Origin of the sequence: Pseudomonas sp. B20(2017) (assembly GCF_002113125.1) — a bacterium.
In the GTDB taxonomy this organism is placed as follows: domain Bacteria; phylum Pseudomonadota; class Gammaproteobacteria; order Pseudomonadales; family Pseudomonadaceae; genus Aquipseudomonas.
Map to the genome: position 1 here is coordinate 185,298 of NZ_NEJP01000011.1, position 25,725 is coordinate 211,022.

A 25,725-nucleotide genomic window follows, 5' to 3' on the forward strand; every position below is an offset into this window, starting at 1 on the left:
ACGCCGCATGCGCCTGTTTCGCTCTCTGACTTTGCTACTGACTCTGGTGGCACCTACGGCGTTTGCCGATGACCTGTATCAGGTCGAAATGATTCTGGTACGCCAGAACGCCGTGCCGGCGATTGTCAGCCGTGCCGCACCGGAAGACTGGGCGGCCGGCGCCCAACGCCTGGGCGATGACAGCAAACGCACCCCGGCGCTGAACGATGTCGTGACCAAACTCACCGCCAGCGGCGAGTACAGCGTGCTGATGCACAAAGCCTGGCAGCAGACACTGGGTGAGACACCAGCCAAAGTTGCGGTCAGCGAAGGTCAGGAGCAGTTCGGCCAGTTCCCGATTGAAGGCACGATTGAAATGAAGCTAGGGCGCTTCACCGACGTGAACGCCGACTTCTGGGTCAACCAGATCGACGCCAACGGCATGGTCACCGCCAGCGAGCGCCTGAAACAGGACAGCCACACCAAGAACGGCCAACTCAACTACCTCGACAACGGCCACCTGGCCCTGCTGATCAAGATCACTTCACTGACGGCGCCCGCGCCTCGGGAAGCGCCTGAAGTCGTTCCGGACTGATCGAAGTCCTTATGCCCCCGCCACTGAGTAAACCGCTGGCCTCCTCCTGGGTCAGCCGGTTCAAGGAACAAAGCCTGGAGCGTGGCCGCCGCTACGCCCTGGAAAACCGGGTGCGGATCGTGCAGGTCGGCGATGCGACCATTACTGCCAGCTGCGAAGGCTCTGGTGGTAACGTCTACCGTCAGACGATTCACCTGCGCGAGTCAGCCAAAGGCACGCTGCTGATGGTCGACGCCACCTGCACCTGCCCGGTTCACAGCAACTGCAAACATTGCGCAGCGGTGTTGCTGCAAGTGCAGGAAACCCTCGAATACCCCGCCGCTGCCAAAGACGCCGAACTGCTGGAAAAACTCCAGGCCGTGCTGGAAAACCGCAGCCCGAAGGCGCCACCGCAAGTGCTGGTGGACAACGTGCAACCAGTGCCGCGCCTGTGGCTGGCGAGTGTCGAGTTCAGCGCCTTCGAACCGCGCAACGGCAAGATGCAGCGCTACATCCAGCATCGTGCGGCGCTGTCCTTCAGTTACCTCGACGAATACGTCAGCGGTCAGAAGAACAGCGACATCCTGATTCGCCAGGAAGCCCAGACCCTGCGGGTCAAACGCCACCCGGACGTCGAACAAAGCTATCGCGAGCAACTGCGAATTCTCGGCTTCCGCATCGCCACCCGGCAGAGCAAGGCCCTGCCGGAAAGCGCCGGCGAGCTCTACGAGATGGTCAACGACAGCGCCTGGCTGACCTTCACCCTCAACGATCTGCCGAAGCTGCGCACCCAAGGCTGGGAGCTGCTGGTCGACGATGAGTTCGGTTTCGACCTGACCGCCGTCGACGATTGGTACGCCACCGTCGAGCAGACGCCTGAACGCGACTGGTTCGATCTGGAGCTGGGGATCATCGTCAACGGCGAGCGCCTGAGCCTGCTGCCGATCCTGCTCAATCTGATGCGCTCGCACACGGAAATCCTCAACCCGGAACGTCTCGCCCGCCGCCGCGACGATGAACTGATTCTGGTGAACATCCCGCAACGCAACAGCGAGCATGGGCCGCTGCAAGTCGCCCTGCCCCTCGGCCGGCTGAAACCGGTGCTGGCGACCCTCGGCGAGTTCTATTTGCAGGAGCCAGGCGAAACCACCCTGCGCCTGAGCAAGGCTGACGCCACGCGCTTGAATTCGCTGGAAGGGATTCCCCTGCTCTGGGAAGGTGGCGAGCAGATTCGCAGCTTCGCCCAACGCTTGCGTGACATCCGCGATTACGGCGCCAAAGCACCGAAGGGACTGAATGCGACGCTGCGTCCTTATCAGCTCGAAGGCTTGAGCTGGATGCAGTCGCTGAGGCAACTTGAAGTCGGCGGGATTCTCGCGGACGACATGGGACTGGGCAAAACCCTACAGACTTTGGCGCACATTCTCAGCGAGAAGAACGCCGGGCGTCTGGATCGGCCGTGCATGGTGGTGATGCCTACCAGCCTGATTCCCAACTGGCTCGATGAAGCGGCGCACTTCACGCCACAGCTCAAGGTTGTCGCCCTGTACGGTGCCAGCCGTAAAAAGCATTTCGAGCATCTGGCCGAATATGACTTGATCCTCACCACTTATGCGCTGCTGCCCAAGGATGTCGAACGTCTGGCCCGGCAGCCACTGCACGTGCTGGTGCTGGATGAGGCGCAGTACATCAAGAACCCGAACAGCAAAGCCGCCCAGGCTGCCCGTGAACTCAATGCTCGTCAGCGCCTGTGCCTGAGCGGGACGCCGCTGGAAAATCACCTGGGCGAGCTGTGGTCGCTGTTTCACTTCCTGCTGCCCGGCTGGCTCGGCGACGTCAAAAGCTTCAACGCCGATTACCGCGTGCCGATTGAAAAACGCGCGAGCGAAGTCAGACTTCAGCACCTCAACGGTCGGATCAAACCGTTCCTGCTGCGCCGCACCAAGGAGCAGGTTGCGACCGAGCTGCCGCCGAAAACCGAGATCATCCACTGGGTCGACCTCAACGAGGCCCAGCGCGACGTGTACGAAACCATGCGTCTGGCCATGGACAAGAAGGTTCGCGACGAGATCACCCGCAAAGGTGTGGCGCGCAGTCAGATCATCATTCTGGAAGCACTGCTCAAGCTGCGGCAGGTCTGCTGCGATTTGCGCCTGGTCAACGACGCCACCCTGCCCGCTCGCGGCAGCACCTCGGGCAAGCTCGACAGCCTGATGGAAATGCTCGAGGAGTTGTTTGAGGAAGGCCGGCGGATTCTGCTGTTTTCGCAATTCACTTCAATGCTGTCACTGATCGAGGACGAGCTGAAAAAACGCAATGTCGCCTATGCGCTACTGACGGGACAGACCCGGGATCGGCGAACGCCTGTGAAGGAATTCCAGAGCGGCAAGCGTCAGATCTTTCTCATCAGCCTGAAGGCTGGTGGTGTGGGCTTGAACCTGACGGAAGCGGATACGGTGATTCACTACGATCCGTGGTGGAACCCGGCGACCGAGAATCAGGCAACCGACCGCGCGTATCGCATTGGTCAGGAAAAGCCAGTGTTCGTCTACAAGATGATTGCCCGGGGCACGGTCGAGGAGAAGATTCAGCATCTGCAGAAGGAAAAGTCCGACCTGGCGGCCGGTGTGCTGGATGGGCGCAAGGCCGGGGACTGGAAATTGCAGAGTGATGATATCGAGGCGCTGTTTGCGCCGTTGCCGGACAAGTTTGAAAAGCGCTGAGATTCTCAGCGTCAGCAGGAAAGCCATCGCGAGCAAGCTCGCTCCCACAGGACTTGCGTAAATCCTGTGGGAGCGAGCTTGCTCGCGAATGAGTCGGCCGGATCTGACGCCAGACTCAGCCCTTGAGCACCCGCGCCAACGTCGACTTCACCTTGCCCATGCCATCGTGCAACGCCTGCTCGATCTCGGCCATGGTGATCACCTCAGTGGTCTTGCCCGCCGCCGGATTCACCACCAGCGACAGGCAGGCGTAATCCAGATCCAGCTCGCGGGCCAGCGCCGCTTCCGGCATGCCGGTCATGCCGACGATGTCGCAGCCGTCACGCTCCAGACGCACGATCTCGGCCACGGTTTCCAGGCGCGGGCCCTGGGTGCAGGCGTAAACGCCCTGATCGCTGTACTCGCAACCTTCGGCGGCCAATGCAGCAATCAGTTGCTGACGCAGCGGTTCGCTGTAGGGAAAGCTGAAGTCGATGTGTGTGACATGCTCCAGGTCATCGGCGAAATAGGTGTGCTCGCGGCCGCTGGTGTAGTCCACGATCTGATGCGGCACGCAGAAATGTCCGGTGCCCATTGCAGGATGAATCCCGCCCACGGCGTTGACCGCGATGATCGCTTCGGCCCCGGCCTGCTTCAACGCCCACAGGTTGGCGCGGTAGTTGACCTTGTGCGGCGGGAAGCGATGCGGGTGACCGTGGCGAGCGAGAAACAGCACTTCCTTGCCGGCGTATTCGCCAATCTGGACCTCGGCCGATGGCGCGCCATAAGGCGTATCCACCGCCAGCGACTGACGAATGCTCAGGCCTTCCAGCTGGGTCAGGCCAGTGCCGCCGATGATTGCGTAAACCGTCATAGCGAAAAAATCCTTAATCGATCAGTTGAGCGTCTTTGAGCGCACCGACAGCGGTCAGCCAGCGCGGATCCTGACGGTATTCGGTGTTGGCGAACGCCTGACCGCGCATGCGCGCGATACGCGGCGACGGCTTGACCTTCATGCGCTGCGCGGCGCTCAGGGCCAGCTCAGCGGCCGCGCGGTCGTTGCACACCAAGCCCATGTCGCAACCGGCACTGAGTGCCGCTTCGATACGACTGGCGGCGTCGCCCACTACATGCGCGCCGGCCATCGACAGGTCATCGCTGAAGATCACGCCGTCGAACTGCAACTCACCGCGCAGGATGTCCTGCAGCCAGCGCCGGGAGAAACCTGCGGGCTGTGCGTCGACTTGCGGATAAATAACGTGGGCCGGCATGACGGCGGCCAAATGCTTGCTGAGCCTGGCGAACGGCACGAGGTCGTTGGCGCGGATCTCTTCAAGACTGCGCTCGTCGTTGGGGATTGCGACGTGGGAATCGGCTTCCGCCCAGCCATGGCCGGGAAAATGCTTGCCGGTGGCGGCCATGCCGGCGTTGTTCATGCCTTTTATAAACGCACCGGCGAGCAGTGCGGCGCGCTCCGGATCGCCTTCGAACGAACGGGTGCCGACGACGGCGCTGCGCTGGTAATCCAGATCCAGCACCGGCGCGAAGCTCAAGTCGAGGCCAACCGCCAGAACCTCAGTAGCCATGATCCAGCCGCATTGCTCGGCCAGGTATTCGGCATTTGGATTGTCAGCGATGGCGCGCATGGCCGGCAGGCGTATGAAGCCCTGACGCAGACGCTGGACGCGACCGCCTTCCTGATCCACCGCCAATAGCAAGTCCGGACGAATGGCACGGATCGCCGCGCTCAGCTCGCGCACCTGGCGCGGATGCTCGATATTGCGGGCAAAAATGATCAAGCCGCCCACTTCGGGCTGGCGCAACAATTGGCGATCTTCGGCCGTCAGCCAAGTACCGGCGACGTCCACCATCAACGAGCCTTGCAGGCCAGCAGTCATAGAGATTCCTTGAAAACGAAAAACCCGTCTTCCACGAAATCACCGCCAGAGGCAAGGCCCGGCGGATAGGTGATTTCAATGAGAAACGGGTTCAGGACGAGAGTCGACATGGGCGGCTAGCTTAGCGGATGTCAGCTGTCGCGCCCACCCATGGACGGTTAAACCTTGGCAGGTGTCGGCGCGGACTTGCTGCGTGGTCGTAACTGCGCGGTAGCCATTGCAGTGTCAGTGACACCGGTTTCGGCCCGCATGCCGGCGGCCAGGAACGGCACCATCAGACGCATCACCTGCTCGATGGAAGTGTTGACGCCGAAATCGGTCTCGGCAATCGCGCGCAAGGCCTTTATCCCGGACATGCTGAATGCTGCTGCACCGAGCATGAAGTGCACACGCCAGAACAGTTCGATCGGAGGAATACGCGGGGCAGCTTCGTTTACCAGCAACATGTAGCGACGGAAAACCTTGCCGTACATGTCTTCCAGATACCGACGCAAGTGGCCTTGACTCTGACTGAATGCCAGACCGAGCAGACGCATGAAGATCGACAGATCATTGCCGCTGCGTGGCTGAACCACCAGCGCTTGTTCGACGAGGATTTCCAGCAGCTCTTCGAGCGAAGGCTTGTTCTCTGGTTTGGCCTGGCGGCGCTCCAGCTCTTTGTCGAGGCTGATGCAGAACGGACCGAGGAAGCGCGAGAAAACCGCCTGGATCAGCGCCTTCTTCGAGCCGAAGTGATAGTTCACCGCAGCGAGGTTGACCCCTGCCTTGCTGGTGATCAGACGCAATGAGGTTTCAGCGAAACCTTTTTCCGCGAACAGCTGTTCTGCAGCATCAAGAATGCGTTCAACGGTTTCCGACTGGGCCATGGCTACTCCGCCTGACAAACACTTGTTTGAAACATACGTTTCAGCCTATGCCTTGTCAAGCCTGCCAGTTCGTTTTGGGAATGGTCGGTCAGTTATTTAACCACAACAAGGACGCCACATTAATCAACGTCGTCACTGACCGTCCGGCGGCATGGCAAAAAACGATCATTGCCAAGACCGCTTCACTGTATATAATCCCAGTCACTGTATAAAAAGACAGAGCGATCAATATGCTTAAGCTGACGCCACGCCAAGCCGAGATTCTGGCCTTTATCAAACGCTGCCTCGAAGACAACGGTTACCCGCCGACCCGTGCGGAAATCGCTCAGGAACTGGGTTTCAAATCGCCCAACGCGGCCGAAGAGCACCTCAAGGCGCTCGCCCGCAAAGGCGCGATCGAGATGACTCCCGGCGCTTCTCGCGGCATTCGCATCCCTGGCTTCGAAGCCAAGGTCGATGAATCCACCCTGCCGATCATCGGTCGAGTGGCTGCTGGCGCGCCGATTCTCGCTCAGCAACACATCGAAGAGTCCTGCAACATCAACCCAGCCTTCTTTCATCCGCGCGCCGACTATCTGTTGCGCGTCCACGGCATGAGCATGAAGGACATCGGTATTTTCGACGGCGACCTGCTGGCGGTTCACACCACCCGTGAGGCACGCAACGGTCAGATCGTGGTTGCGCGGATCGGCGACGAAGTCACCGTCAAACGCTTCAAGCGTGACGGCAGCAAAGTCTGGCTGATTGCCGAAAACCCCGAGTTCGCCCCTATCGAAGTCAACCTGAAAGACCAAGAACTGGTTATCGAAGGCTTGAGTGTCGGCGTCATCCGCCGCTAAAGGAGGCTTTATGCAGTTCCCACACGCACCTCAGCAAACACAACTGCCGTTGTTCGAAGCGTTTCTGGCGCAACCGCTCGCCCCCATCCTCAAGGATGTCGTCGAACGCCCGTGGAATACCGAACCCGAAGCGTTCAGCGAGCTTTCACTGCGCGGCGCGGCCGGGAACTGCCTGAACCTGCTGGCCCCGATTCTTCGCGAACTGAGCGACGATCAGGACGCACGCTGGCTGACCCTGATTGCACCGCCTGCCAGCTTGACCCAGACCTGGCTGCGGGATGCCGGATTGAATCGCGAACGCATCCTGCTGTTACAACCGCGCGGCGCTCAAAGCGCTCAGCAACTGGCCTGTGAAGCATTACGCCTGGGTCGCAGCCACACAGTCGTCACGTGGCTGAATCCACTGAGCACAGGGTCGCGACAACAGCTGATCAGCGCCGCCCGTACCGGGGACGCTCAAAGCCTGAACATTCGTTTGGGGTGATTCAGCAACAATGCGCGCCATGTAAAGCGCAGGGCTTCTCCAGGGATAGAGAAGCCGATCTGGAGCAGTAACTGACAGACAGCGGATCAATGAAGAACCCGCGGCCCCTCATCCTTATCGAATTCGCCTTCAACCATACGCCCCGCCATTTGCACGCCGACGCTCAACATCGCCTTGGCAATTTCAACGTGCTGACCCTGCAGAAACGCCTTGGCATCCTCGGAGAAATCCAGAGTCACCAGAGAACCCTCGTCCTCGGCCCTGCGCAGTTCGATTCGGCCGTCTGGTAGCTCGACAATTTCTAGAAAGGACGTTGGCATATAGGTCTGTTCTCCACGAAAGGCAGGGATTATATAGACATCATTCAGGCTTCGCTCGGGATCTTGACCAGCAGCACGCCTCTCGTCGCCGCCAGTCCACAGCTCCTCAGCACTCGTTCAAGCCTTCACGGAAACGGATCGCCAGGCCCTTGAGGTTCTTCCGCCAGCTCTCGAGCTCTTCGCGGCTCAGCTCTTCAACCACCTCTTCTTCATCCAGATTCACGGCTTGAATCAACGGTTGCGTTACATCGCCCTTCGGCTTGTGTGGCACCCGCGGCGGCTGAAACAACGCCGAGTGCGCAGCCAGCAACTTAGACAGCCAGGTCTCCGGATTACCCGCCAGCTCAATCATCTCCGCCAGCTCCGGAATGGCAATCGACTCCAGCACTTCGCGGGTCAGCAGGGCTTCCGCTCGCGACGCATTGGCTTGCGGCAGACGATAGAACCCGGCGATTTCATGACACAGCCCCAATAACGCACCGTAGAGATGAAACAGTGCGGATTCGCGCCCGGCCTGAATCAGCGCCAGAGAGTTCATCGCCCTCCCCTCTTCAGCCCTGGCCAGCGCTTCCAGCGACAAACCCGCGAAATAGATCTTCTGATTGGTACGGGTATAGAGCTCGTGGGCCATGTCGGCACTCTCCACAACGAAATAATTGCTTCACACAGGCCGGACAGTGTCATGGATCAGCCGATCCGACCGCAAGCATTAAACAAAAAGGCCGCATGAAAACCCTAAGGTTGTCATGCGGCCTTTTGTATTGAAGATGCTCAGTCAGGGCACCTTCAGATCAGCGATTGCTCAAGCCTTGGCTTTCGCCGGACGCTTGTCTTCGACCGCCCACTTGCCACCGTCATAGAACGCTTTCCAGCCAGTCGGCTTGCCGTCGACTTCGGTCTGAACGTATTGCTCCTTCGTCTTGCGGCTGTAGCGAATCACGGCTGGCAGGCCATCCGGATCCTTCTGCGGCGCTTCACACAGGAAGTGGTACTTCGGATCGATCTCGTCCTTGTGCGGCAGAATCTCGATCACCAGCGGAGCACGGGTCTCGCGGTTTTTCGGGAACTGGCTGGCCGCCAGGAACAGACCGGACGCACCGTCTCGCAGGATGTAGGTGTCGTTGACCTTTTCGCATTTCAGCTCAGGCATCTTCACCGGATCCATCTTCGGCGGCGCCGCGTCACCGCTTTTCAGCAGTTTGCGGGTGTTTTTGCACGTCGGGTTGGTGCAACCGAAGAACTTGCCGAAACGGCCGGTCTTGAGCTGCATCTCGCTGCCGCACTTGTCGCATTCCAGGCTCGGACCTTCGTAGCCCTTGATGCGATAGCTGCCTTCTTCGATCTCGTAGCCGGCGCAATCAGGGTTGTTACCGCAAATGTGCAGCTTGCGCTTCTCGTCGAGCAGGTAGGCGTCCATCGCTGTGCTGCAGATCGGGCAGCGATGCTTGCCGCGCAGTACCAGGGATTCCGACTCGCCCTCGTCGTCCGCCGCGATTTCATCGCCCGGCACCAGGTTGACGGTGGCCTTGCAGCGTTCTTTCGGCGGCAGGCTGTAACCCGAGCAGCCGAGGAATACACCGGTCGATGCAGTACGAATCTGCATCGGACGGCCGCAGGTGGTGCAAGGAATGTCGGTCATTACCGGCTGGTTGGCACGCATGCCGGCTTCCGGATTCTCCGCCACTTCAAGTTTTTTCTTGAAGTCGCCGTAGAACTCGTCCAGCACGTTTTTCCAGTCGCGTTCACCCTGGGCCACGTCATCGAGATTCTCTTCCATGCCGGCGGTGAAGCCGTAGTCCATGAGATTCGAGAAGCTTTCCGACAGACGCTCAGTAACGATGTCGCCCATCTTTTCCGAATAGAAACGACGGTTGTGCAGGGTCACGTATCCGCGATCCTGAATGGTCGAGATGATCGCTGCGTAAGTCGAAGGACGACCGATGCCGCGCTTTTCCATTTCCTTCACCAGGCTGGCTTCCGAATAACGGGCCGGCGGCTTGGTGAAGTGCTGGGACGGATCGAGCTTGATCAGCTTCATCACGTCGCCCTGCGCCATGTCCGGCAGAACGTCATCGTCGCCAGGCTTGGTGATTTGCGGCAGCACGCGGGTGTAACCGTCGAACTTCAGGATGCGCCCCTTGGCGCGCAGCTCGAAGTCGCCGGCAGCGACGCTGACCGTGGTCGACAGGTATTGCGCCGGCAGCATCTGGCAAGCCAGGAACTGGCGCCAGATCAGCTCGTAGAGGCGCTCAGCGTCGCGTTCCATGCCGGCCAGCTTGGCTGGCGTGGTGTTGGCGTCGGAAGGACGAATCGCTTCGTGAGCCTCTTGTGCGCCTTCCTTGCTGCTGTAGACGTTCGGCGACTCCGGCAGGTACTTCTTGCCGAATTCGGTTTCGATGTAATCGCGCGCCATCGCCACGGCATCAGCCGAGAGATTGGTCGAGTCGGTACGCATATAAGTGATGTAGCCGGCTTCGTAGAGACGCTGGGCCATCATCATGGTTTTCTTCACACCGAAGCCCAGGCGGTTACTCGCGGCCTGTTGCAGTGTGGAGGTGATGAACGGTGCCGACGGCTTGCTGCTGGTCGGTTTGTCTTCACGCTTGACGATGCTGTAGCTGGAGGATTTGAGCTTCTCCAGCGCGGCCGTCGCCTGCGCTTCATTCAGCGGCTTGAAGGCTTCGCCTTTCTCGCGAGCCACTTCGAAACGCACGGTCGAGCCTTTGGCGGTGCCGAGGTCGGCATGCACTTCCCAGTACTCTTCCGGGTTGAACGCGCGGATTTCACGCTCACGCTCGACCACCAGTTTTACGGCAACCGATTGCACGCGACCAGCGGACAGGCCACGGGCGATCTTGGCCCACAGCAGCGGCGAGACCATGTAGCCAACGACGCGATCGAGGAAACGACGGGCCTGCTGGGCGTTCACTCGATCGATGTCGAGTTCGCCCGGCTCCGAGAAGGCTTCCTGAATCGCCTTCTTGGTGATTTCGTTGAACACCACGCGCTTGTAGCGGCTGTCGTCACCACCGATGGCTTCGCGCAGGTGCCAGGCAATGGCTTCCCCCTCGCGATCCAAGTCGGTTGCGAGATAGATGGTGTCAGCATCCTTGGCGAGCCGGCGCAGCTCTTCGATGACCTTTTCCTTGCCCGGGAGGATCTCGTACTTGGCTTTCCAGCCATGCTCGGGATCGACACCCATGCGCGAGACCAACTGCTTGCGCGCCTTCTCTTTCGGCGACAGCGCTGGCGCTTCGCCCGCAGCAGCCTTGCCGCGCTTGGCGGCAGGCTCCTTGCTGGCGCTAGCCGAACCGCTGGTGGGCAGGTCTCGGATATGGCCGATACTCGACTTCACCACGTATTGGTTGCCCAGATACTTGTTGATGGTCTTGGCCTTAGCCGGGGATTCCACAATGACCAGCGATTTGCCCATGGATCAGAAAATTCCTGAATTCTAGAAGTGAAAGGCGGTTGGCGCCTGACGCGGCACCGCTATATATAGTGGCTACAAGGTGAGGTCAAGCGCAGGGTTTTGCGCGCACTCGCCTTACGGCTTCGAAAAAAGGCTCGGTTCGGCTTGCACCAAAGCAAAGCGTGGGACCTGCTCCCCGTCAACCTCGACGGACTCCAGGAACATGCTCAAGGGACGTACCCAGAAGCCGTAATCGCCATACAGGGCTTGGTAAAAGACCACTTCTTCTTCGGTCTCGGAATGCCGCGCGACGCTGAATACGCGGTACTGCGGACCTTTGTAATGTTGGTAGAGCCCAGGTTGTATCGGCATGCTTCGGCCCTCACTCAAATTTTTTCAAAATAAAAACAAAAATAAATCCGCAAAAACAAAAACCGGGGCACTTGGCCCCGGCTTCCATCGACGAGACGCTTAAACGCGTTCGAAGACGGTGGAGATGCCTTGGCCGAGGCCAATGCACATGGTGGCCACCCCGAAGGTGCCGCCATTCTGCTTCATCACGTTCAGCAAGGTGCCGGAAATACGGGCACCGGAGCAACCGAACGGGTGACCCAAGGCGATCGCGCCGCCATGCAGGTTAACCTTCTCATTCATCTTGTCGAGCACTTTCAGGTCTTTCAGCACTGGCAAGGCCTGTGCGGCGAACGCTTCGTTGAGCTCGAAGAAGTCGATATCGTTGATACCCAGGCCCGCACGTTTCAGTGCTTTCTGAGTAGCCGGTACCGGACCATAGCCCATGATGGCCGGGTCCACACCCGCTACCGCCATCGAGCGAATCACCGCCAATGGCTGGATGCCCAGGTCCTGCGCACGCTGTGCCGACATCACGATCATGCACGAAGCACCATCGGTGATCTGCGACGAAGTACCGGCAGTCACGGTGCCGCCCTTTGGATTGAACGCCGGCTTCAGAGCCGCCAGACTTTCCAGGGTGGTTTCCGGACGAATGGTTTCGTCGTAGTCGAAGGTTTTCAGGAAACCGTTCTCGTCGTAACCCTGCATCGGGATGATTTCGTCCTTGAACTTGCCTTCCACAGTCGCCTTGTGGGCCAACTGGTGGGAACGCACGCCAAAGGCGTCCTGCTGTTCGCGAGTGATGCCGTGCATTTTGCCCAGCATTTCAGCGGTCAGGCCCATCATGCCCGAGGCTTTCGCCGCGTACAGGGACATGTGCGGGTTCGGATCGACACCGTGCATCATGCTTACGTGACCCATATGCTCGACGCCGCCAACCACGAACACGTCACCGTTGCCGGTCATGATCGCTTGCGCAGCAGTGTGCAGCGCGCTCATCGACGAGCCGCACAGACGGCTGACAGTCTGGCCGGCCGAGGTGTGCGGGATCTGGGTCATCAGCGACGCCATGCGCGCGATGTTCCAGCCTTGTTCCAGGGTCTGGTTCACACAGCCCCAGATCACGTCCTCGACTTCGGCAGGATCGACCTTGGTGTTGCGTTCCAGCAGTTTGCTGATCAGGTGCGCCGACATGTCTTCGGCGCGGGTGTTGCGGTGCATGCCGCCCTTGGAGCGGCCCATCGGAGTACGACCGAAGTCGACAATCACGACGTCTCTAGGATTCAAGCTCATAAGTTCACTCTCACTCTAGTTGGGGGCGCTTAACCGAAGAAGCTCTGGCCGTTCTTGGCCATTTCGCGCAGCTTCGCGGTCGGGTGGTACAGCGCGCCCAAATCAGCGTACTGGTCGGCCAGGGCAACGAACTCGGCAACACCGATCGAGTCGATGTAGCGCAGCGCACCGCCACGGAATGGAGGGAAACCAATACCGTAGACCAGACCCATGTCGGCTTCGGCGGCGGTTTCGACGATGCCGTCCTCCAGGCTACGCACGGTTTCCAGGCACAGCGGGATCATCATCCAGTTGATGATGTCTTCGTCGGTGACTTCACGTTGCTCGTAGACGATCGGCTTGAGCACTTCCAGTACCGACGGATCGGCGACTTTCTTCTGCTTGCCCTTCTTGTCGGCCTCGTAGGCATAGAAGCCCTTGCCGTTCTTTTGGCCCAGACGCTTGGCTTCGTAAAGCACGTCGATGGCCGAACGACGGTCGTCCTTCATGCGATCCGGGAAGCCTTCGGCCATCACGTCACGACCATGGTGACCGGTGTCGATGCCGACCACGTCCATCAGGTACGCTGGGCCCATCGGCCAGCCGAATTTTTCCATGATCTTGTCGATACGGACGAAGTCCACACCGGCGCTGACCAGCTTGGCGAAACCGCCGAAGTACGGGAAGAGTACGCGGTTGACCAGGAAGCCCGGGCAGTCGTTGACGACGATCGGGTTCTTGCCCATTTTCTTGGCGTAGGCAACGGTGGTGGCAATCGCCTGCTCGCTGGACTTCTCGCCGCGGATCACTTCCACCAGCGGCATCATGTGCACCGGGTTGAAGAAGTGCATGCCGACGAAGTTTTCCGGACGCTTGAGGGCCTTGGCCAGCAGGCTGATGGAAATGGTCGAGGTGTTGGACGCGAGGATGGTGTCCTCTTTGACCTTGTCTTCGACTTCCGCCAGAACGGCTTGCTTGACTTTCGGGTTCTCGACCACGGCCTCAACGACCAGGTCGACGTGACCGAAATCACCGTAGGACAGGGTCGGACGAATGCCGTTGAGCACTTCAGCCATTTTCGCGGCGGTCATGCGGCCTTTATCAACGCGACCGACCAGCAGCTTGGCGGCTTCAGCCAGACCTTGCTCGATGCCGTGCTCGTTGATGTCCTTCATCAGGATCGGCGTCCCTTTGGAAGCCGACTGATAGGCGATACCGCCACCCATGATGCCGGCGCCCAGTACGGCAGCCTGCTTCACGTCCTTGGCGATTTCGTCGTAGGCCTTGGCCTTTTTCTTCAGTTCCTGATCGTTCAGGAACAGACCGATCAAGCTCTGCGCGGCAGAGGTCTTGGCCAGCTTCACGAAACCTGCGGCTTCAACTTCCAGCGCCTTGTCACGACCGAAGTTCGCGGCTTTCTGAATGGTCTTGATCGCTTCGACCGGGGCCGGATAGTTCGGGCCAGCCTGGCCAGCCACGAAACCTTTGGCGGTTTCGAAAGCCATCATTTGCTCAATGGCGTTCAGCTTGAGCTTTTCCAGTTTCGGCTGGCGCTTGGCCTTGTAGTCGAACTCGCCGGAGACGGCGCGCTTGATCAGCTCAAGGGCGGCATCCTGCAGTTTCTCGGGAGCAACCACGGCATCGACGGCGCCGACTTTCAGCGCGTCTTCAGGACGGTTTTCCTTGCCGGCGGCAATCCACTCGATGGCGTTGTCGGCGCCGATCAGGCGCGGCAGACGCACGGTACCGCCGAAGCCCGGGTAGATGCCCAGCTTGACTTCCGGCAGGCCGATCTTGGCCTTGGTCGACATGACGCGGTAGTCCGCGGCCAGGCACATTTCCAGACCACCACCCAGGGCGATGCCGTTGATCGCGGCAACGGTCGGAACGTTGAGGTCTTCGAAATCGCTGAAGATCTTGTTGGCTTCGAGATTGCCAGCAACCAGCTCGGCATCCGGCAGCTTGAAGTTGTCGACAAATTCGGTGATGTCGGCGCCGACGATGAACACGTCCTTGCCACTGCTGACGATCACGCCCTTGATCGAAGCATCTGCCTTGATGGTGTCTACGGCCTGACGCAGTTCGTTCAGGGTAAGACGGTTGAACTTGTTGACGGACTCACCCTTGAGGTCGAATTTCAATTCGACGATGCCACTTTCAAGAGCTTTAACCGTGATGGCTTTACCTTCGTAAATCATCAACTGATCTCCACGATATGGAAGCTGAACAGTACACGTCGGACGCAGGCAAATGGCTCGGCAGGACGTTTTTTCGTCGATGCTGACACCCATCCACCCGGCACACCCGCCAACGCGATAGTCGGGATTCTGTAGGAGCAGTCTGCAATACAAACGCTCAATTCATACGCCCGTTTGATTTGGGTACGCCACCTTCACGGAATTTCCGACAATTGTCAATCGCCCTAAATACGGGTTGAAATGCGACTTTGCGGTCATTTCTGTAGGACGCAGCCCGGCCACACACGCTTGCATGTGAGGGCATTCATAAGATTAATAGTTAGAAAAGTCGCCCTAATTCACCGCAAGCCTTGTTTAACAGGCTACGCTGGCTGGACTACGAAGGAAAACAGGCACACGCTTGCTGACCGGATGACTCCGATTCAACGCCAAAAAGAATTTCCGGCCTGCCTGGCCAACCCCGCCCGATGAATCATGTCGGGCTTTTTATTGCGCGTCTGCCGGACGTTTCGCACCGTTGCAGCGCGAAAAGTCCGCAAGTCATGCCAGCGCTTTCAGCGTGGCATCAATCTCCAGCAAAACCGACGCATCACCCTTCTCGCCCCAATAGAGGGCGATCATTTGCTTGTCCGCCTCGACTTTGAAAACGTTGCCCGGCAATTTTTCGAAATGATTCAGCAGCAGTGGTTCCTCACAGACTTCCTGCCACTGATTCACCCAAACACCCGGGGATTTCTGCCAATAGCTCCAGCACGCCGGCTGCTTTCCACGGCGTGGTCGATGGTATTGCGCGCACGGGTTTGGCGGCTCCTGGCTCAGCCAGTGCGGCCACTCTTGGGGCGCCAGCTGCATAGCCAGCCCGATGCGCCGGGCCTCGGTGCGCAAGGCTATCCGGCCACTCTGTGCGCGGGACGGACGCAACCATGCCAGTGGGCTCAACACCACCAGCAGGATTGACACCACCAGCCAGACCGTCATATCTCTACTCCCGTTTTGTCATGAGCCCATTGCGTCACTTTGTAACCAATGCGCTTGAAACCAGCCATACTTAACAATATTGATCCCTCACGAGGAGCACCTCATGCCCTACCACCATATCCTGGTCGCCGTAGATCTGACCGAAGAGTGCGACCCTGTGATCCACCGCGCCCGAGAGCTGTCGGTGAGCAATGGCGCCAAGTTGTCACTGGTGCATATCGTCGAACCGATGGCCATGGCCTTTGGCGGTGACGTGCCGATGGATCTGTCACAACTGCAACAGCAACAGTTCGATCAGGCCAAGGAACGTCTCGAACGCCTGAAGCACAAATACACCGAACTCGAAGGCGCCAACTGCCACCTGACCTACGGCCAGCCACGTCAGGAAATCCACCATTTCGCCAAGGAACAGCAATGCGACCTGATCGTGGTCGGCAGCCATGGCCGGCATGGTCTAGCGCTGTTGCTGGGCTCGACCGCCAATGACGTACTGCACGGCGCACCTTGCGATGTGCTGGCGGTGCACTTGGTCAAACGCTGATCCCAGGCACTTGTGAAAAGCTGAAAAAGCCCGGCGCCCATCACTGGACGCCGGGCTTTTTCATACCTGGAACAATCAGGCGTCCAGCTCGGCCCAACGCTCGACCAGCGCATCCAGCTCAGCCTGCAACTGCTCCAGAGAAGCAATCACCTTGGCCGTCTCGGCCGGCGGACGCTGATAGAAGCCGGCCTCGGCCATTTCAGCCTCGATCGCAGCAATCTGCTGCTCCTTGGCGTCGATGTCTCCCGGCAGCGCTTCCAGTTCGCGCTGAAGCTTGTAGCTCAGTTTCTTCTTCGTAGCCGGGGCCGCAGCGACCGGCGCGGCAACCGGAGCCGGTTCGGCAGTGACCACCGCCGAATTCAGGTCGGCCTTGCCGGATTTGCTTTCGGTCACGCCCAGCAAACGCGGCGAGCCACCCTGACGGATCCAGTCCTGATATCCACCGACGTATTCGCGAACCTTGCCTTCACCTTCGAAGACCAGCGTGCTGGTGACCACGTTGTCGAGGAATGCCCGGTCGTGGCTGACCATCAGCACGGTGCCGTTGAAGGTCAGCAGCACTTCTTCAAGCAACTCGAGGGTTTCCACGTCGAGGTCGTTGGTCGGTTCGTCGAGCACCAGCAGGTTCGCCGGCTTGCTGAACAATTTGGCCAGCAACAGACGCGCACGCTCGCCACCGGACAACGCCTTCACCGGCGTGCGGGCACGCTGCGGGCTGAAGAGGAAGTCGCCGAGATAGCTCAGCACGTGGCGGCTCTGGCCATTGATATCGATGAAATCGCGACCTTCGGCGACGTTGTCGACCACGGTTTTTTCCAGATCCAGCTGATGGCGCAACTGGTCGAAGTAGGCCACGTCGATCTTGGTGCCCTCCTCCACTTTGCCGCTGGTCGGTTGCAGACCGCTGAGCATCAGTTTCAGCAGGGTGGTCTTGCCGGTGCCGTTGGCGCCGAGCAGGCCGATGCGATCGCCGCGCTGCAGCACCATGGAGAAATCGCGGATCAGGAACGGACCGCCCGGGTGCGCGAAGCTCACGTTATCCAGCACCATTACCTGCTTGCCGGACTTCTCCGCCGTTTCCAGCTGGATGTTGGCTTTGCCGGTACGCTCGCGACGCTCGCTGCGCTCGACACGCAGAGCTTTCAGCGCACGTACGCGGCCTTCGTTACGGGTACGACGGGCCTTGATACCCTGACGAATCCATACTTCTTCCTGAGCCAGACGCTTGTCGAACAGCGCGTTGGCGGTTTCTTCAGCGGCCAGCTCGGCTTCTTTGTGGACCAGGAAACTGGCGTAGTCGCCGTTCCAGTCGATCAGTCCACCGCGATCCAGTTCGAGGATGCGGGTGGCAAGGTTTTGCAGGAAAGAACGGTCGTGCGTGATGAACAGCACGGCGCCCTGGAAATCCTTCAGCGCTTCTTCGAGCCAGGCAATCGCACCGATGTCCAGGTGGTTGGTCGGTTCGTCGAGCAGCAGCAGATCCGGCTCGGACACCAGCGCCTGCGCCAGCAGCACGCGACGACGCCAGCCGCCGGACAGTTCGGCGAGGGTCTTGTCGGCCGGCAGTTGCAAACGGCTGAGGGTGCTGTCGACCAGGGTCTGCAAGCGCCAGCCGTCGCGGGCTTCGAGATCGTGCTGGACGTGCATCAGCTTTTCCAGATCAGCGTCGGTGACGATGTTCTGGCTCAGGTGATGGTATTCGGCGAGCAAGGCGCCGACGCCATCGAGGCCTTCGGCCACCACGTCGAACACTGTCCGCTCGTCGGCCACCGGCAATTCCTGCGGCAATTCACCGATTTTCAGACCGGGGGCACGCCACACCGAGCCGTCATCAGGCTTCTGGTCGCCCTTGACCAGTTTCATCATGCTGGATTTGCCAGTGCCGTTGCGGCCGATGATGCACACCCGCTCACCACGGGCGATCTGCCAGGACACCTTGTCCAACAACGGCATCGCGCCGAATGCAAGGGACACATCGCTGAATTTGAGCAGGGTCATGAGCTTCTCCAAAAACCGGGCGCGCATTCTACCTGAATCGGGACCCGAGCAGGCCGGCAATTTCGCCGCTGACGCACTCTGCACAACAATTGTTGCGAACTTGTGCTGCATGGCCGGCAAAGCTTTCGCCCCCTGCTGGCAAAAGGCTAAGCTACAGGCAATTCAGTGCGGGTTTTGGGCCGGCACTTGTCATGATTTCTCTGCCCGGATGTCTCATGCGCAGTCGCCTCTTCAGTGTTTTGTCATGTTTGCTGCTTTCCGCCGCTGCCGTTCAATCCGCCCAGGCGGTGGACTTGTCCACCCAACGCCAGTATTACGATGAAGCCAAGCGCGCCCTGGCCAAGGGCGACACCGGTCCGTATTTCCGTTACAGCCAGGCTCTGGCCGACTATCCGCTGGAGCCGTACCTGGCTTATGACGAGCTGACCGCCCGGCTGAAAACCGCCAGCAACGCAGAGATCGAAAAATTCCTCGCCGAACACGGTGACCTGCCCCAGGCCAACTGGATGAAGTTGCGCTGGTTGCGCTGGCTGGCCGATCGCGGCGACTGGGCGACGTTCATCAAGTATTACGACCCCAAACTGAATTTCACCGAACTCGACTGCCTGAACGCGCAGTACCAGATCAGCCACAACAAGAAGGCCGAGGGCTACGCCAACGCCGAGAAACTCTGGCTGACCGGTAAATCCCAGCCCGCCGCCTGCGATGCGCTGTTCGGCATGTGGGCCGCCGAAGGCCAGTTGACCGAACAGAAACGCTGGGAACGCGCCAAACTCGCCGCCCAGCACCGCAATTACCCACTGGCCAACAGCCTGGTCAACGGCCTGACCACGCTCGCCCCGCGCGGCCGCCTGCTGGTGGACGTGGCGCAGAAACCGGAACTGCTCAACCAGCCTTCGCGCTTCACGCCGGCCGATGAACCGATGTCGGACGTGGTCAGCCTCGGCCTGCGCCGCCTTGCGCGTCAGGATCCGGACAAGGCCATGGCCCTGCTCGACGGTTATGCCAGCAGCATGCATTTCTCCCGCGATGAAAAAGTCGCGATTGCCCGGGAAATCGGCCTGACCCTCGCCCGCCGCTTCGACAGCCGAGCGCTGGATGTGATGACCAAGTACGACCCGGAACTGCGCGACAACACCGTGTCCGAATGGCGCCTGCGCCTGCTGCTGCGTCTGGCGCGCTGGGACGACGCCTACCAACTGACCCGCCGTCTGCCGCAGGATCTGGCCACCACCAACCGCTGGCGCTACTGGCAGGCCCGCAGCCTGGAACTGGCGCAGCCGCAGAACCCGGAAGCGCAGACGCTGTACAAGAATCTGTCGCGGGAGCGTGATTTCTACGGTTTCCTCGCCGCCGACCGCTCACAATCGCCGTACTCGCTGAACAACAAGCCGCTGGTGCTCAGTCAGGCGCTGATCAACAAAGTACGCAATACGCCCGGCGTGCGGCGTGCGCTGGAGTTCCACGCCCGTGGGCAGATCGTCGACGGTCGCCGCGAGTGGTATCACGTCAGCCGGCATTTCAGCCGCGACGAAATGGTCGCCCAGGCGAAACTCGCCTACGATCTGAAATGGTATTTCCCGGCCATCCGCACCATCAGTCAGGCGCAGTATTGGGACGACTTGGACATCCGCTTCCCGATGGCCCACCGCGACACTCTGGTGCGCGAAGCCAAGGTGCGCGGCCTGCACTCAAGCTGGGTGTTCGCCATCACCCGTCAGGAAAGTGCGTTCATGGACGACGCCCGCTCCAGCGTCGGCGCCAGCGGCCTGATGCAACTGATGCCCGGTACTGCCAAGGAAACCGCGCGCAAGTTCAGCATTCCGCTGGCCTCGCCGCAGCAGGTGCTGGATCCGGATAAAAACATCCAGCTCGGCGCCGCTTACCTGAGCCAGGTGCACAGCCAGTTCAACGGCAACCGCGTGCTCGCCTCCGCCGCTTACAACGCCGGCCCCGGCCGCGTGCGCCAGTGGCTGCGCGGCGCCGATCACCTGAGTTTTGACGTGTGGGTGGAAAGCATACCGTTCGACGAAACCCGCCAGTACGTGCAGAACGTGCTGTCGTACTCAGTGATCTACGGCCAGAAACTCAACTCGCCGCAACCGCTGGTGGACTGGCATGAGCGGTATTTCGATGATCAGTGATCGAGATGCGTATCGCCGATAGATCGACGTAAACAAAAATGCCCGCATCCAGAGATGCGGGCATTTTTTATGGCGCTCTGCTAGGTCGGTTACAGGGTCGGTTACTTAGCCGGTTACTTGGTCGGTCAAAGCCTGATGACCATCACTGAACTGCAACGCCGCCAACCGCGCATACAGCGGATTGCTCGCGATCAACTCCTGATGCGTGCCGATCGCAACCAGTTTGCCTTGATCCATTACCGCGATTCGGTCGGCGTTTTTCACCGTGGCCAACCGGTGGGCGATGACCAGTGTGGTGCGGTTTTGCATCAGGCTCGGCAGCGCTTGCTGGATCAGGTGTTCGCTTTGGGCGTCGAGGGCGCTGGTGGCTTCGTCGAGCAGCAGGATCGGCGCGTCGACCAGTAGCGCCCGGGCAATGGCCAGGCGCTGGCGTTGTCCACCAGACAGGCCGAGGCCGCCGTCGCCCAGGTGGGTCTGGTAACCGTCGGGCATCTGTTCGATGAAATCATGGGCGTGGGCGATTTTCGCGGCTTCCCGCACTTGCTCCAGCGTGGCGGTCGGGCAGCCGTAGCGAATGTTCTCTTCGACACTGCCGAAGAACAGCGCCGGGGTCTGCGAGACCAACGCGAAGCAGCGACGCAGATCCAGGGGATCGAGGCTCGTCAGCGGCACGCCATCGATCAGGATTTGTCCTTCCCGGGGATCATAGAAACGCAGCAGCAAGTCATACACCGTGGACTTGCCCGCGCCGGACGGGCCGACGAGCGCGAGGGTTTCGCCGGCGCTGACTGTCAGACTCAAGCCATCGACGGCGAGGCTATCGGGACGCGAAGGGTAGGAAAAACGCACACCCTGCAATTCCAGCTCGCCCTTGACTCGCTCCGGCAGCGTCACCAATCCCGTGGTCGGTGGCTGGATGATGTTCTCCGAACGCAGCAGTTCGGCAATGCGCTCGGCGGCGCCGGCTGCTCGCTGCAATTCACCGATGACCTCACTCAACGTGCCAAACGCACTGCCGACGATCAGGCTGTAGAACACGAACGCCGCCAGTTCACCGGCAGAAATCCGCCCGGCAATCACGTCCATGCCGCCGACCCACAACATCACCGCGACGGCGCCGAGCACCAGCACAATGACCAGCGTGATCAGCCAGGCTCGTTGGAAAATCCGCTTACGCGCAGTCTCGAACGCCTCCTCGACGGTGCTGGCGAAACGCTGTTCGTCCTGCATCTGATGGTTGTAGGCCTGCACAGTCTTGATCTGGCCAAGAGTCTCGGAGACGTAGCTGCCAATGTCGGCGATCCGGTCCTGACTCAACCGGGAGAGGTTACGCACGCGGCGGCCGAAAATCAGGATCGGCGCAATCACCAGCGGTAGCGCGATTACCACGATGCTGGTGAGCTTTGGGTTGGTGATGAACAGCAGCACCACACCGCCAATGACCATCAGCAAATTGCGCAGGAACAGCGACAGCGACGAGCCGATCACCGATTGCAACAGCGTGGTGTCAGCGGTCAGCCGCGACTGGATTTCCGAGCTGCGATTGTCCTCGTAGAACCCGGGATGCAGGTACACCAGATGGTTGAACACCTGTCGACGGATGTCCGCCACCACGCGCTCGCCGATCCAGGACACCAGATAAAACCGCGCAAAGGTGCCGACCGCCAGGCCGAACACCAACAGCATGAACAGGCCGATGGATTGGTTGAGCAGGTGCGGCGACTGGGTCATGAAGCCTTGATCGACCAGCAGCTTGATACCCTGCCCCATCGACAGGGTGATGCCCGCCGTGACGATCAGCGCAAGCAGTGCGCCGAAGGCCGGCCAGCGATAGGGAGCAAGGAAATGACTGGTCAGGCGCAGGGCCCGGCGGTGGCGCGAGGAAAGCATCGGGATCATTCAGGTTCACGTCGTGTGCTGATGGATAGGGCCAGCCTACACACTCAAATGGGGTGGAACTCTGCAAATCACAATGAGTCAGGTTAATTATGACCGGCAAGACTACCCCCTAGATGCTATTGGTCTAAGGTCCGGGTTGAGACAGACGGTCATTTCTGTTTGAGTGGAGTTGCCGTTCCGGACCGACCGCAGGGAGTTGTCACAGCCTGGTCACCTGACGGTTTTATCTTAGGCACACAACCTGATGAGGAGACAGGCCATGTCCTTGCAAAACAGCAGCGAAGACAAGATTGAAGTGATCCGCACCAAGCCCGGCCAACCTCTGGGTTGCTCGATCATCGATGAAAACGGGCGTGAAATCGAGATCACTGAAGACATGATCCAGGACGCCTGCCGCGAACTGGAACAGAGATTGGTCAAGCCTGCCGAACAAAAGTGATATCGCCAACGTCTTCCTGACCCGGCCTCTGCAGGCCGGGTTTTTTCTGCCCGCCGTTTATACGGCCACAGCGCCCAGCGCGGTCACGATCTGGCGCAGGGCCGGCGAATCGCCCTCGATCCGCACTTTCAAACCTTCGATCTCGCGTCGCGACGGATACTGTTTGCGCAGTAGATCAAACGCGGCACGTTGCTCACCGACGCTGCCCAGCAACGTGCGACGGAAATCCGCATCGTCCCGGCGCGGGTCGTACACGCCACGGCACAACATCGCCAGCGCCCAGGCCGGATCGCTGTTGGCATGCAGGGAAACTTCCGACAGCCAAGGTGCTGGAAGCAGATCACCGAGCTGAATGCTGGCGGGCTCACCGATAAATTCGCAGTACGCCTGATAGATCTGCGCCGTGCCGCGCTGTTTGCCATCGAGGCTGTAACCGGCGATGTGCGGCGTCGCCAGTACGCAAAGTTCTGCCAGCGCCACATCGACTTGCGGTTCGGCTTCCCAGACATCAAGCACTGCTTGCAGGTCCTCACGCTCCAGCAGCACTTCGCGCAACGCGGTGTTATCCACCACCGGACCGCGAGCCGCGTTGATCAGCCAGGCGCCGGGCTTGAGCTGCTGCAAACGCTGCTCGTCGAACAAATGCCAGGTCGCGCCATCACCGCTGCGGGTCAGCGGGGTGTGCAGGCTGATCACGTCGCACTGCGCGATGATCTGCTCCAGGCTGACATAATCGCCGCCCTCCGCCGCCTGACGCGGCGGGTCGCAGACTTTCACGTTCCAGCCCAGGCCTTTGAGCACCTTGATCAGGCGCCCGCCGACTTCACCGGCACCGATCACGCCGTAAGTGCGCTCACTCAATTCGACGCCTTCGATTTCGGCCAGGGTCATCAGGCTGCCGAGCACATAATCGACCACGCCCCGGGCGTTGCAGCCGGGCGCACTGGACCAGGTGATGCCGGCCTCGTTGAAGTAATCGAGGTCCAGATGATCGGTGCCGATGGTGCAGGTGCCGACAAAACGCACCTTGCTGCCTTCGAGCAGTGCGCGGTTGACGTTTGTCACCGAGCGCACCAGCAACACATCGGCCTGTTCGACCGTGGCCCGGTCGATGGAACGGCCCGGTACCCGGCGGATCTCGCCGAAACCGGCAAAAAAGGCATCGAGCAGCGGGATATTTTCGTCGGCAACAATCAGCATGGCGGGGCTCCTTGGGCGGATCGGCAGTGTAGGCGCTGGGACTGCGATGAGCCAGCAGGCTTTGACTTCTTGATGGGCGCGCGGCGATTACAAATACGCAACAGAGGATTTTTCCTGACCATAACGTCAGCGGCGTAGAATGCCCGGCCTTGCGCATCAACCCTTGTGGACGCTTTGCCTGTGAATTCCGTGACTGACCGCCCTGCCGCCGTTTCCCTCGACCGCCCTGCCCGGGTTCGCCTGGAGCTGAAGAATCTGCTCGGCCTGGCCCTGCCGATCATGATCGCGCAGCTGGCAACCACCGCCATGGGCTTCGTCGATGCGGTGATGGCCGGGCGCGTCGGCCCCAAGGATCTGGCGGCCGTGGCGCTGGGCAACTCGATCTGGGTGCCGGTGTTCCTGCTGATGACCGGCACCCTGCTGGCCACCACACCGAAAGTCGCTCAGCGCTTCGGCGCGGGTACTCACAGCGAGATCGGCCCGATCGTGCGCCAGGCCTTGTGGTTGGCACTGGTAGTCGGACTGATGGCGACCACCATGCTCTTCAGCGCCGAGCCGATCCTGCATTTGATGAAAGTCGATCCTGAATTGATCGGCCCGTGCATGCAGTACCTGCACGGCATCGCCAGCGGTCTGCCGGCCGTGGCCTTCTACCATGTGCTGCGCTGCACCAGTGACGGCCTCGGTCGTACCCGCCCGGCGATGGTGCTGGGCCTGTGCGGCCTGGCGCTGAACATTCCGCTCAACTACGTGTTCATTTATGGCCACTTTGGCGTGCCTGCGATGGGCGGTGTCGGTTGCGGCTGGGCCACGGCCATCGTGATGTGGGTGATGGCGCTGGGTCTGGCCGGTTACGAGCGCTGGGCGCCGGCCTACAAGTCGAGCGAACTGTTCAGCCGTTTCGACTGGCCGCAATGGGCGGTAATCAAGCGCTTGCTGGCCATCGGTCTGCCGATCGGCGTCGCGGTGTTTGCCGAGTCGAGCATTTTCGCGGTGATCGCGCTGCTGATCGGCAGCCTCGGCGCCACCGTGGTGGCCGGACACCAGATCGCGCTGAACGTCAGCTCGCTGGTGTTCATGATTCCGTATTCACTGGGCATGGCCGTGACCGTACGGGTCGGCCAGGCCCTGGGCCGTGAAGAACCCCGCGAAGCACGTTTCGCCGCGGGTGTCGGCATGGGTACTGCGCTGGCCTACGCCTGCCTGTCGGCGAGCATGATGCTGCTGATGCGCGAACACATTGCGGCGATCTACACGTCGGATCCGATGGTGATTCACATCGCAGCGATGCTGATCGTGTACTCGGCGCTGTTCCAGTTCTCCGACGCGATCCAGGTCACCGCCGCCGGCGCCCTGCGCGGTTACCAGGACACTCGCGTGACGATGATCCTGACCTTGTTCGCCTACTGGGGCATCGGCTTGCCGGTGGGTTACGCCCTCGGCCTGACCGACTGGCTCGGCGAGCCTCGCGGCCCGAGCGGCTTGTGGGAAGGCCTTATCGTCGGCCTGAGCTGTGCGGCGCTGATGCTGTCGATCCGCCTGACGCGCAGTGCACGCAAACGCATTCGCATCAGCCGCTCGATGGGCTGACCGGGCATAAAAAAAAGACCTGCACATGCAGGTCTTTT

At 60.3% G+C, this 25,725-nt stretch carries 21 protein-coding genes; 8 read left to right on the forward strand and 13 right to left on the reverse strand.

The features are described 5' to 3' along the window. Positions 1-7: 7 nt before the first annotated feature. Positions 8-574 carry a CsiV family protein gene (locus tag CAF63_RS17620; protein ID WP_007953029.1) on the forward strand — a complete coding sequence of 189 codons (567 nt, stop codon included), beginning with the start codon at positions 8-10 and terminating at the stop codon, positions 572-574. Between the two features lie 11 nt (positions 575-585). Further along, a complete protein-coding gene (locus CAF63_RS17625) occupies positions 586-3,276 on the forward strand; it encodes a DEAD/DEAH box helicase (RefSeq protein WP_085686818.1) in 2,691 nt (896 codons plus the stop codon). Between the two features lie 115 nt (positions 3,277-3,391). Here the strand turns inward: CAF63_RS17625 and CAF63_RS17630 are convergent, their stop codons facing one another. The 3 genes from CAF63_RS17630 to CAF63_RS17640 all read right to left on the reverse strand — a co-directional run bounded on the left by CAF63_RS17630 (position 3,392) and on the right by CAF63_RS17640 (position 6,019). Beyond that, the gene (locus CAF63_RS17630) at positions 3,392-4,129 is read right to left on the reverse strand and encodes an S-methyl-5'-thioinosine phosphorylase (protein WP_007953033.1); all 738 of its coding nucleotides are present in this window, start codon (positions 4,127-4,129) and stop codon (positions 3,392-3,394) included. Positions 4,130-4,142: 13 nt separating this feature from the next. Next, positions 4,143-5,153, reverse strand: coding sequence for a beta-N-acetylhexosaminidase (nagZ, locus tag CAF63_RS17635; protein ID WP_085686820.1), 1,011 nt, complete (start codon positions 5,151-5,153; stop codon positions 4,143-4,145). 158 nt (positions 5,154-5,311) lie between these two features. Next, positions 5,312-6,019, reverse strand: coding sequence for a TetR/AcrR family transcriptional regulator (locus CAF63_RS17640; protein ID WP_085686822.1), 708 nt, complete (start codon positions 6,017-6,019; stop codon positions 5,312-5,314). A 230-nt stretch (positions 6,020-6,249) separates the two neighbouring features. On the opposite strand from CAF63_RS17640, the gene lexA reads away from it, so the two are divergent. Beyond that, on the forward strand, positions 6,250-6,858 hold the full coding sequence (gene lexA, locus CAF63_RS17645; protein ID WP_007953044.1) for a transcriptional repressor LexA: 609 nt from the start codon (positions 6,250-6,252) through the stop codon (positions 6,856-6,858). Positions 6,859-6,868: 10 nt separating this feature from the next. Further along, positions 6,869-7,342 (forward strand): SOS-induced cell division inhibitor SulA, encoded by a 474-nt coding sequence (gene sulA / locus CAF63_RS17650; protein WP_085686824.1) that lies wholly within the window; start codon positions 6,869-6,871, stop codon positions 7,340-7,342. Between the two features lie 86 nt (positions 7,343-7,428). Here the strand turns inward: sulA and CAF63_RS17655 are convergent, their stop codons facing one another. The 7 genes from CAF63_RS17655 to CAF63_RS17690 form a co-directional block, all read right to left on the reverse strand. Then, the gene (locus CAF63_RS17655) at positions 7,429-7,662 is read right to left on the reverse strand and encodes a hypothetical protein (RefSeq protein ID WP_007953047.1); all 234 of its coding nucleotides are present in this window, start codon (positions 7,660-7,662) and stop codon (positions 7,429-7,431) included. A 106-nt stretch (positions 7,663-7,768) separates the two neighbouring features. Continuing rightward, entirely contained in the window at positions 7,769-8,293 is a 525-nt protein-coding gene (locus tag CAF63_RS17660; protein WP_085686826.1) for a DUF6586 family protein, read from the reverse strand. A 171-nt stretch (positions 8,294-8,464) separates the two neighbouring features. Further along, positions 8,465-11,095, reverse strand: a complete 2,631-nt coding sequence (topA, locus tag CAF63_RS17665) for a type I DNA topoisomerase (RefSeq protein WP_085686828.1) — start codon at positions 11,093-11,095, stop codon at positions 8,465-8,467. Positions 11,096-11,209: 114 nt separating this feature from the next. After that, positions 11,210-11,446 carry a DUF1653 domain-containing protein gene (locus CAF63_RS17670; protein WP_007953059.1) on the reverse strand — a complete coding sequence of 79 codons (237 nt, stop codon included), beginning with the start codon at positions 11,444-11,446 and terminating at the stop codon, positions 11,210-11,212. Positions 11,447-11,545: 99 nt separating this feature from the next. Next, positions 11,546-12,721 carry an acetyl-CoA C-acyltransferase FadA gene (fadA, locus tag CAF63_RS17675; RefSeq protein ID WP_007953060.1) on the reverse strand — a complete coding sequence of 392 codons (1,176 nt, stop codon included), beginning with the start codon at positions 12,719-12,721 and terminating at the stop codon, positions 11,546-11,548. Between the two features lie 29 nt (positions 12,722-12,750). Next, positions 12,751-14,898 carry a fatty acid oxidation complex subunit alpha FadB gene (fadB, locus tag CAF63_RS17680; protein ID WP_085686830.1) on the reverse strand — a complete coding sequence of 716 codons (2,148 nt, stop codon included), beginning with the start codon at positions 14,896-14,898 and terminating at the stop codon, positions 12,751-12,753. 540 nt (positions 14,899-15,438) lie between these two features. Further along, entirely contained in the window at positions 15,439-15,876 is a 438-nt protein-coding gene (locus tag CAF63_RS17690) for a hypothetical protein (RefSeq protein ID WP_085686832.1), read from the reverse strand. Between the two features lie 103 nt (positions 15,877-15,979). Here CAF63_RS17690 and CAF63_RS17695 point away from each other — a divergent pair, with 103 nt between their 5' ends. Next, complete coding sequence (locus CAF63_RS17695) at positions 15,980-16,417, forward strand: universal stress protein (protein ID WP_011335197.1); 438 nt, start codon at positions 15,980-15,982, stop codon at positions 16,415-16,417. 75 nt (positions 16,418-16,492) lie between these two features. Here CAF63_RS17695 and CAF63_RS17700 read toward each other — a convergent pair whose 3' ends face one another. After that, complete coding sequence (locus CAF63_RS17700; RefSeq protein ID WP_085686834.1) at positions 16,493-18,415, reverse strand: ATP-binding cassette domain-containing protein; 1,923 nt, start codon at positions 18,413-18,415, stop codon at positions 16,493-16,495. A 215-nt stretch (positions 18,416-18,630) separates the two neighbouring features. On the opposite strand from CAF63_RS17700, the gene CAF63_RS17705 reads away from it, so the two are divergent. Further along, entirely contained in the window at positions 18,631-20,559 is a 1,929-nt protein-coding gene (locus CAF63_RS17705; protein WP_085686836.1) for a transglycosylase SLT domain-containing protein, read from the forward strand. A 105-nt stretch (positions 20,560-20,664) separates the two neighbouring features. On the opposite strand, the gene CAF63_RS17710 is transcribed toward CAF63_RS17705, so the two are convergent. Further along, positions 20,665-22,458, reverse strand: coding sequence for an ABC transporter transmembrane domain-containing protein (locus tag CAF63_RS17710; RefSeq protein WP_178081302.1), 1,794 nt, complete (start codon positions 22,456-22,458; stop codon positions 20,665-20,667). 259 nt (positions 22,459-22,717) lie between these two features. On the opposite strand from CAF63_RS17710, the gene CAF63_RS17715 reads away from it, so the two are divergent. After that, on the forward strand, positions 22,718-22,897 hold the full coding sequence (locus CAF63_RS17715) for a PA1571 family protein (protein WP_085686838.1): 180 nt from the start codon (positions 22,718-22,720) through the stop codon (positions 22,895-22,897). Between the two features lie 57 nt (positions 22,898-22,954). Here the strand turns inward: CAF63_RS17715 and pdxB are convergent, their stop codons facing one another. Continuing rightward, entirely contained in the window at positions 22,955-24,097 is a 1,143-nt protein-coding gene (gene pdxB, locus CAF63_RS17720) for a 4-phosphoerythronate dehydrogenase PdxB (protein ID WP_085686840.1), read from the reverse strand. Between the two features lie 180 nt (positions 24,098-24,277). On the opposite strand from pdxB, the gene CAF63_RS17725 reads away from it, so the two are divergent. Beyond that, on the forward strand, positions 24,278-25,687 hold the full coding sequence (locus CAF63_RS17725) for an MATE family efflux transporter (RefSeq protein WP_085686842.1): 1,410 nt from the start codon (positions 24,278-24,280) through the stop codon (positions 25,685-25,687). The last annotated feature ends 38 nt before the right edge of the window (positions 25,688-25,725 follow it).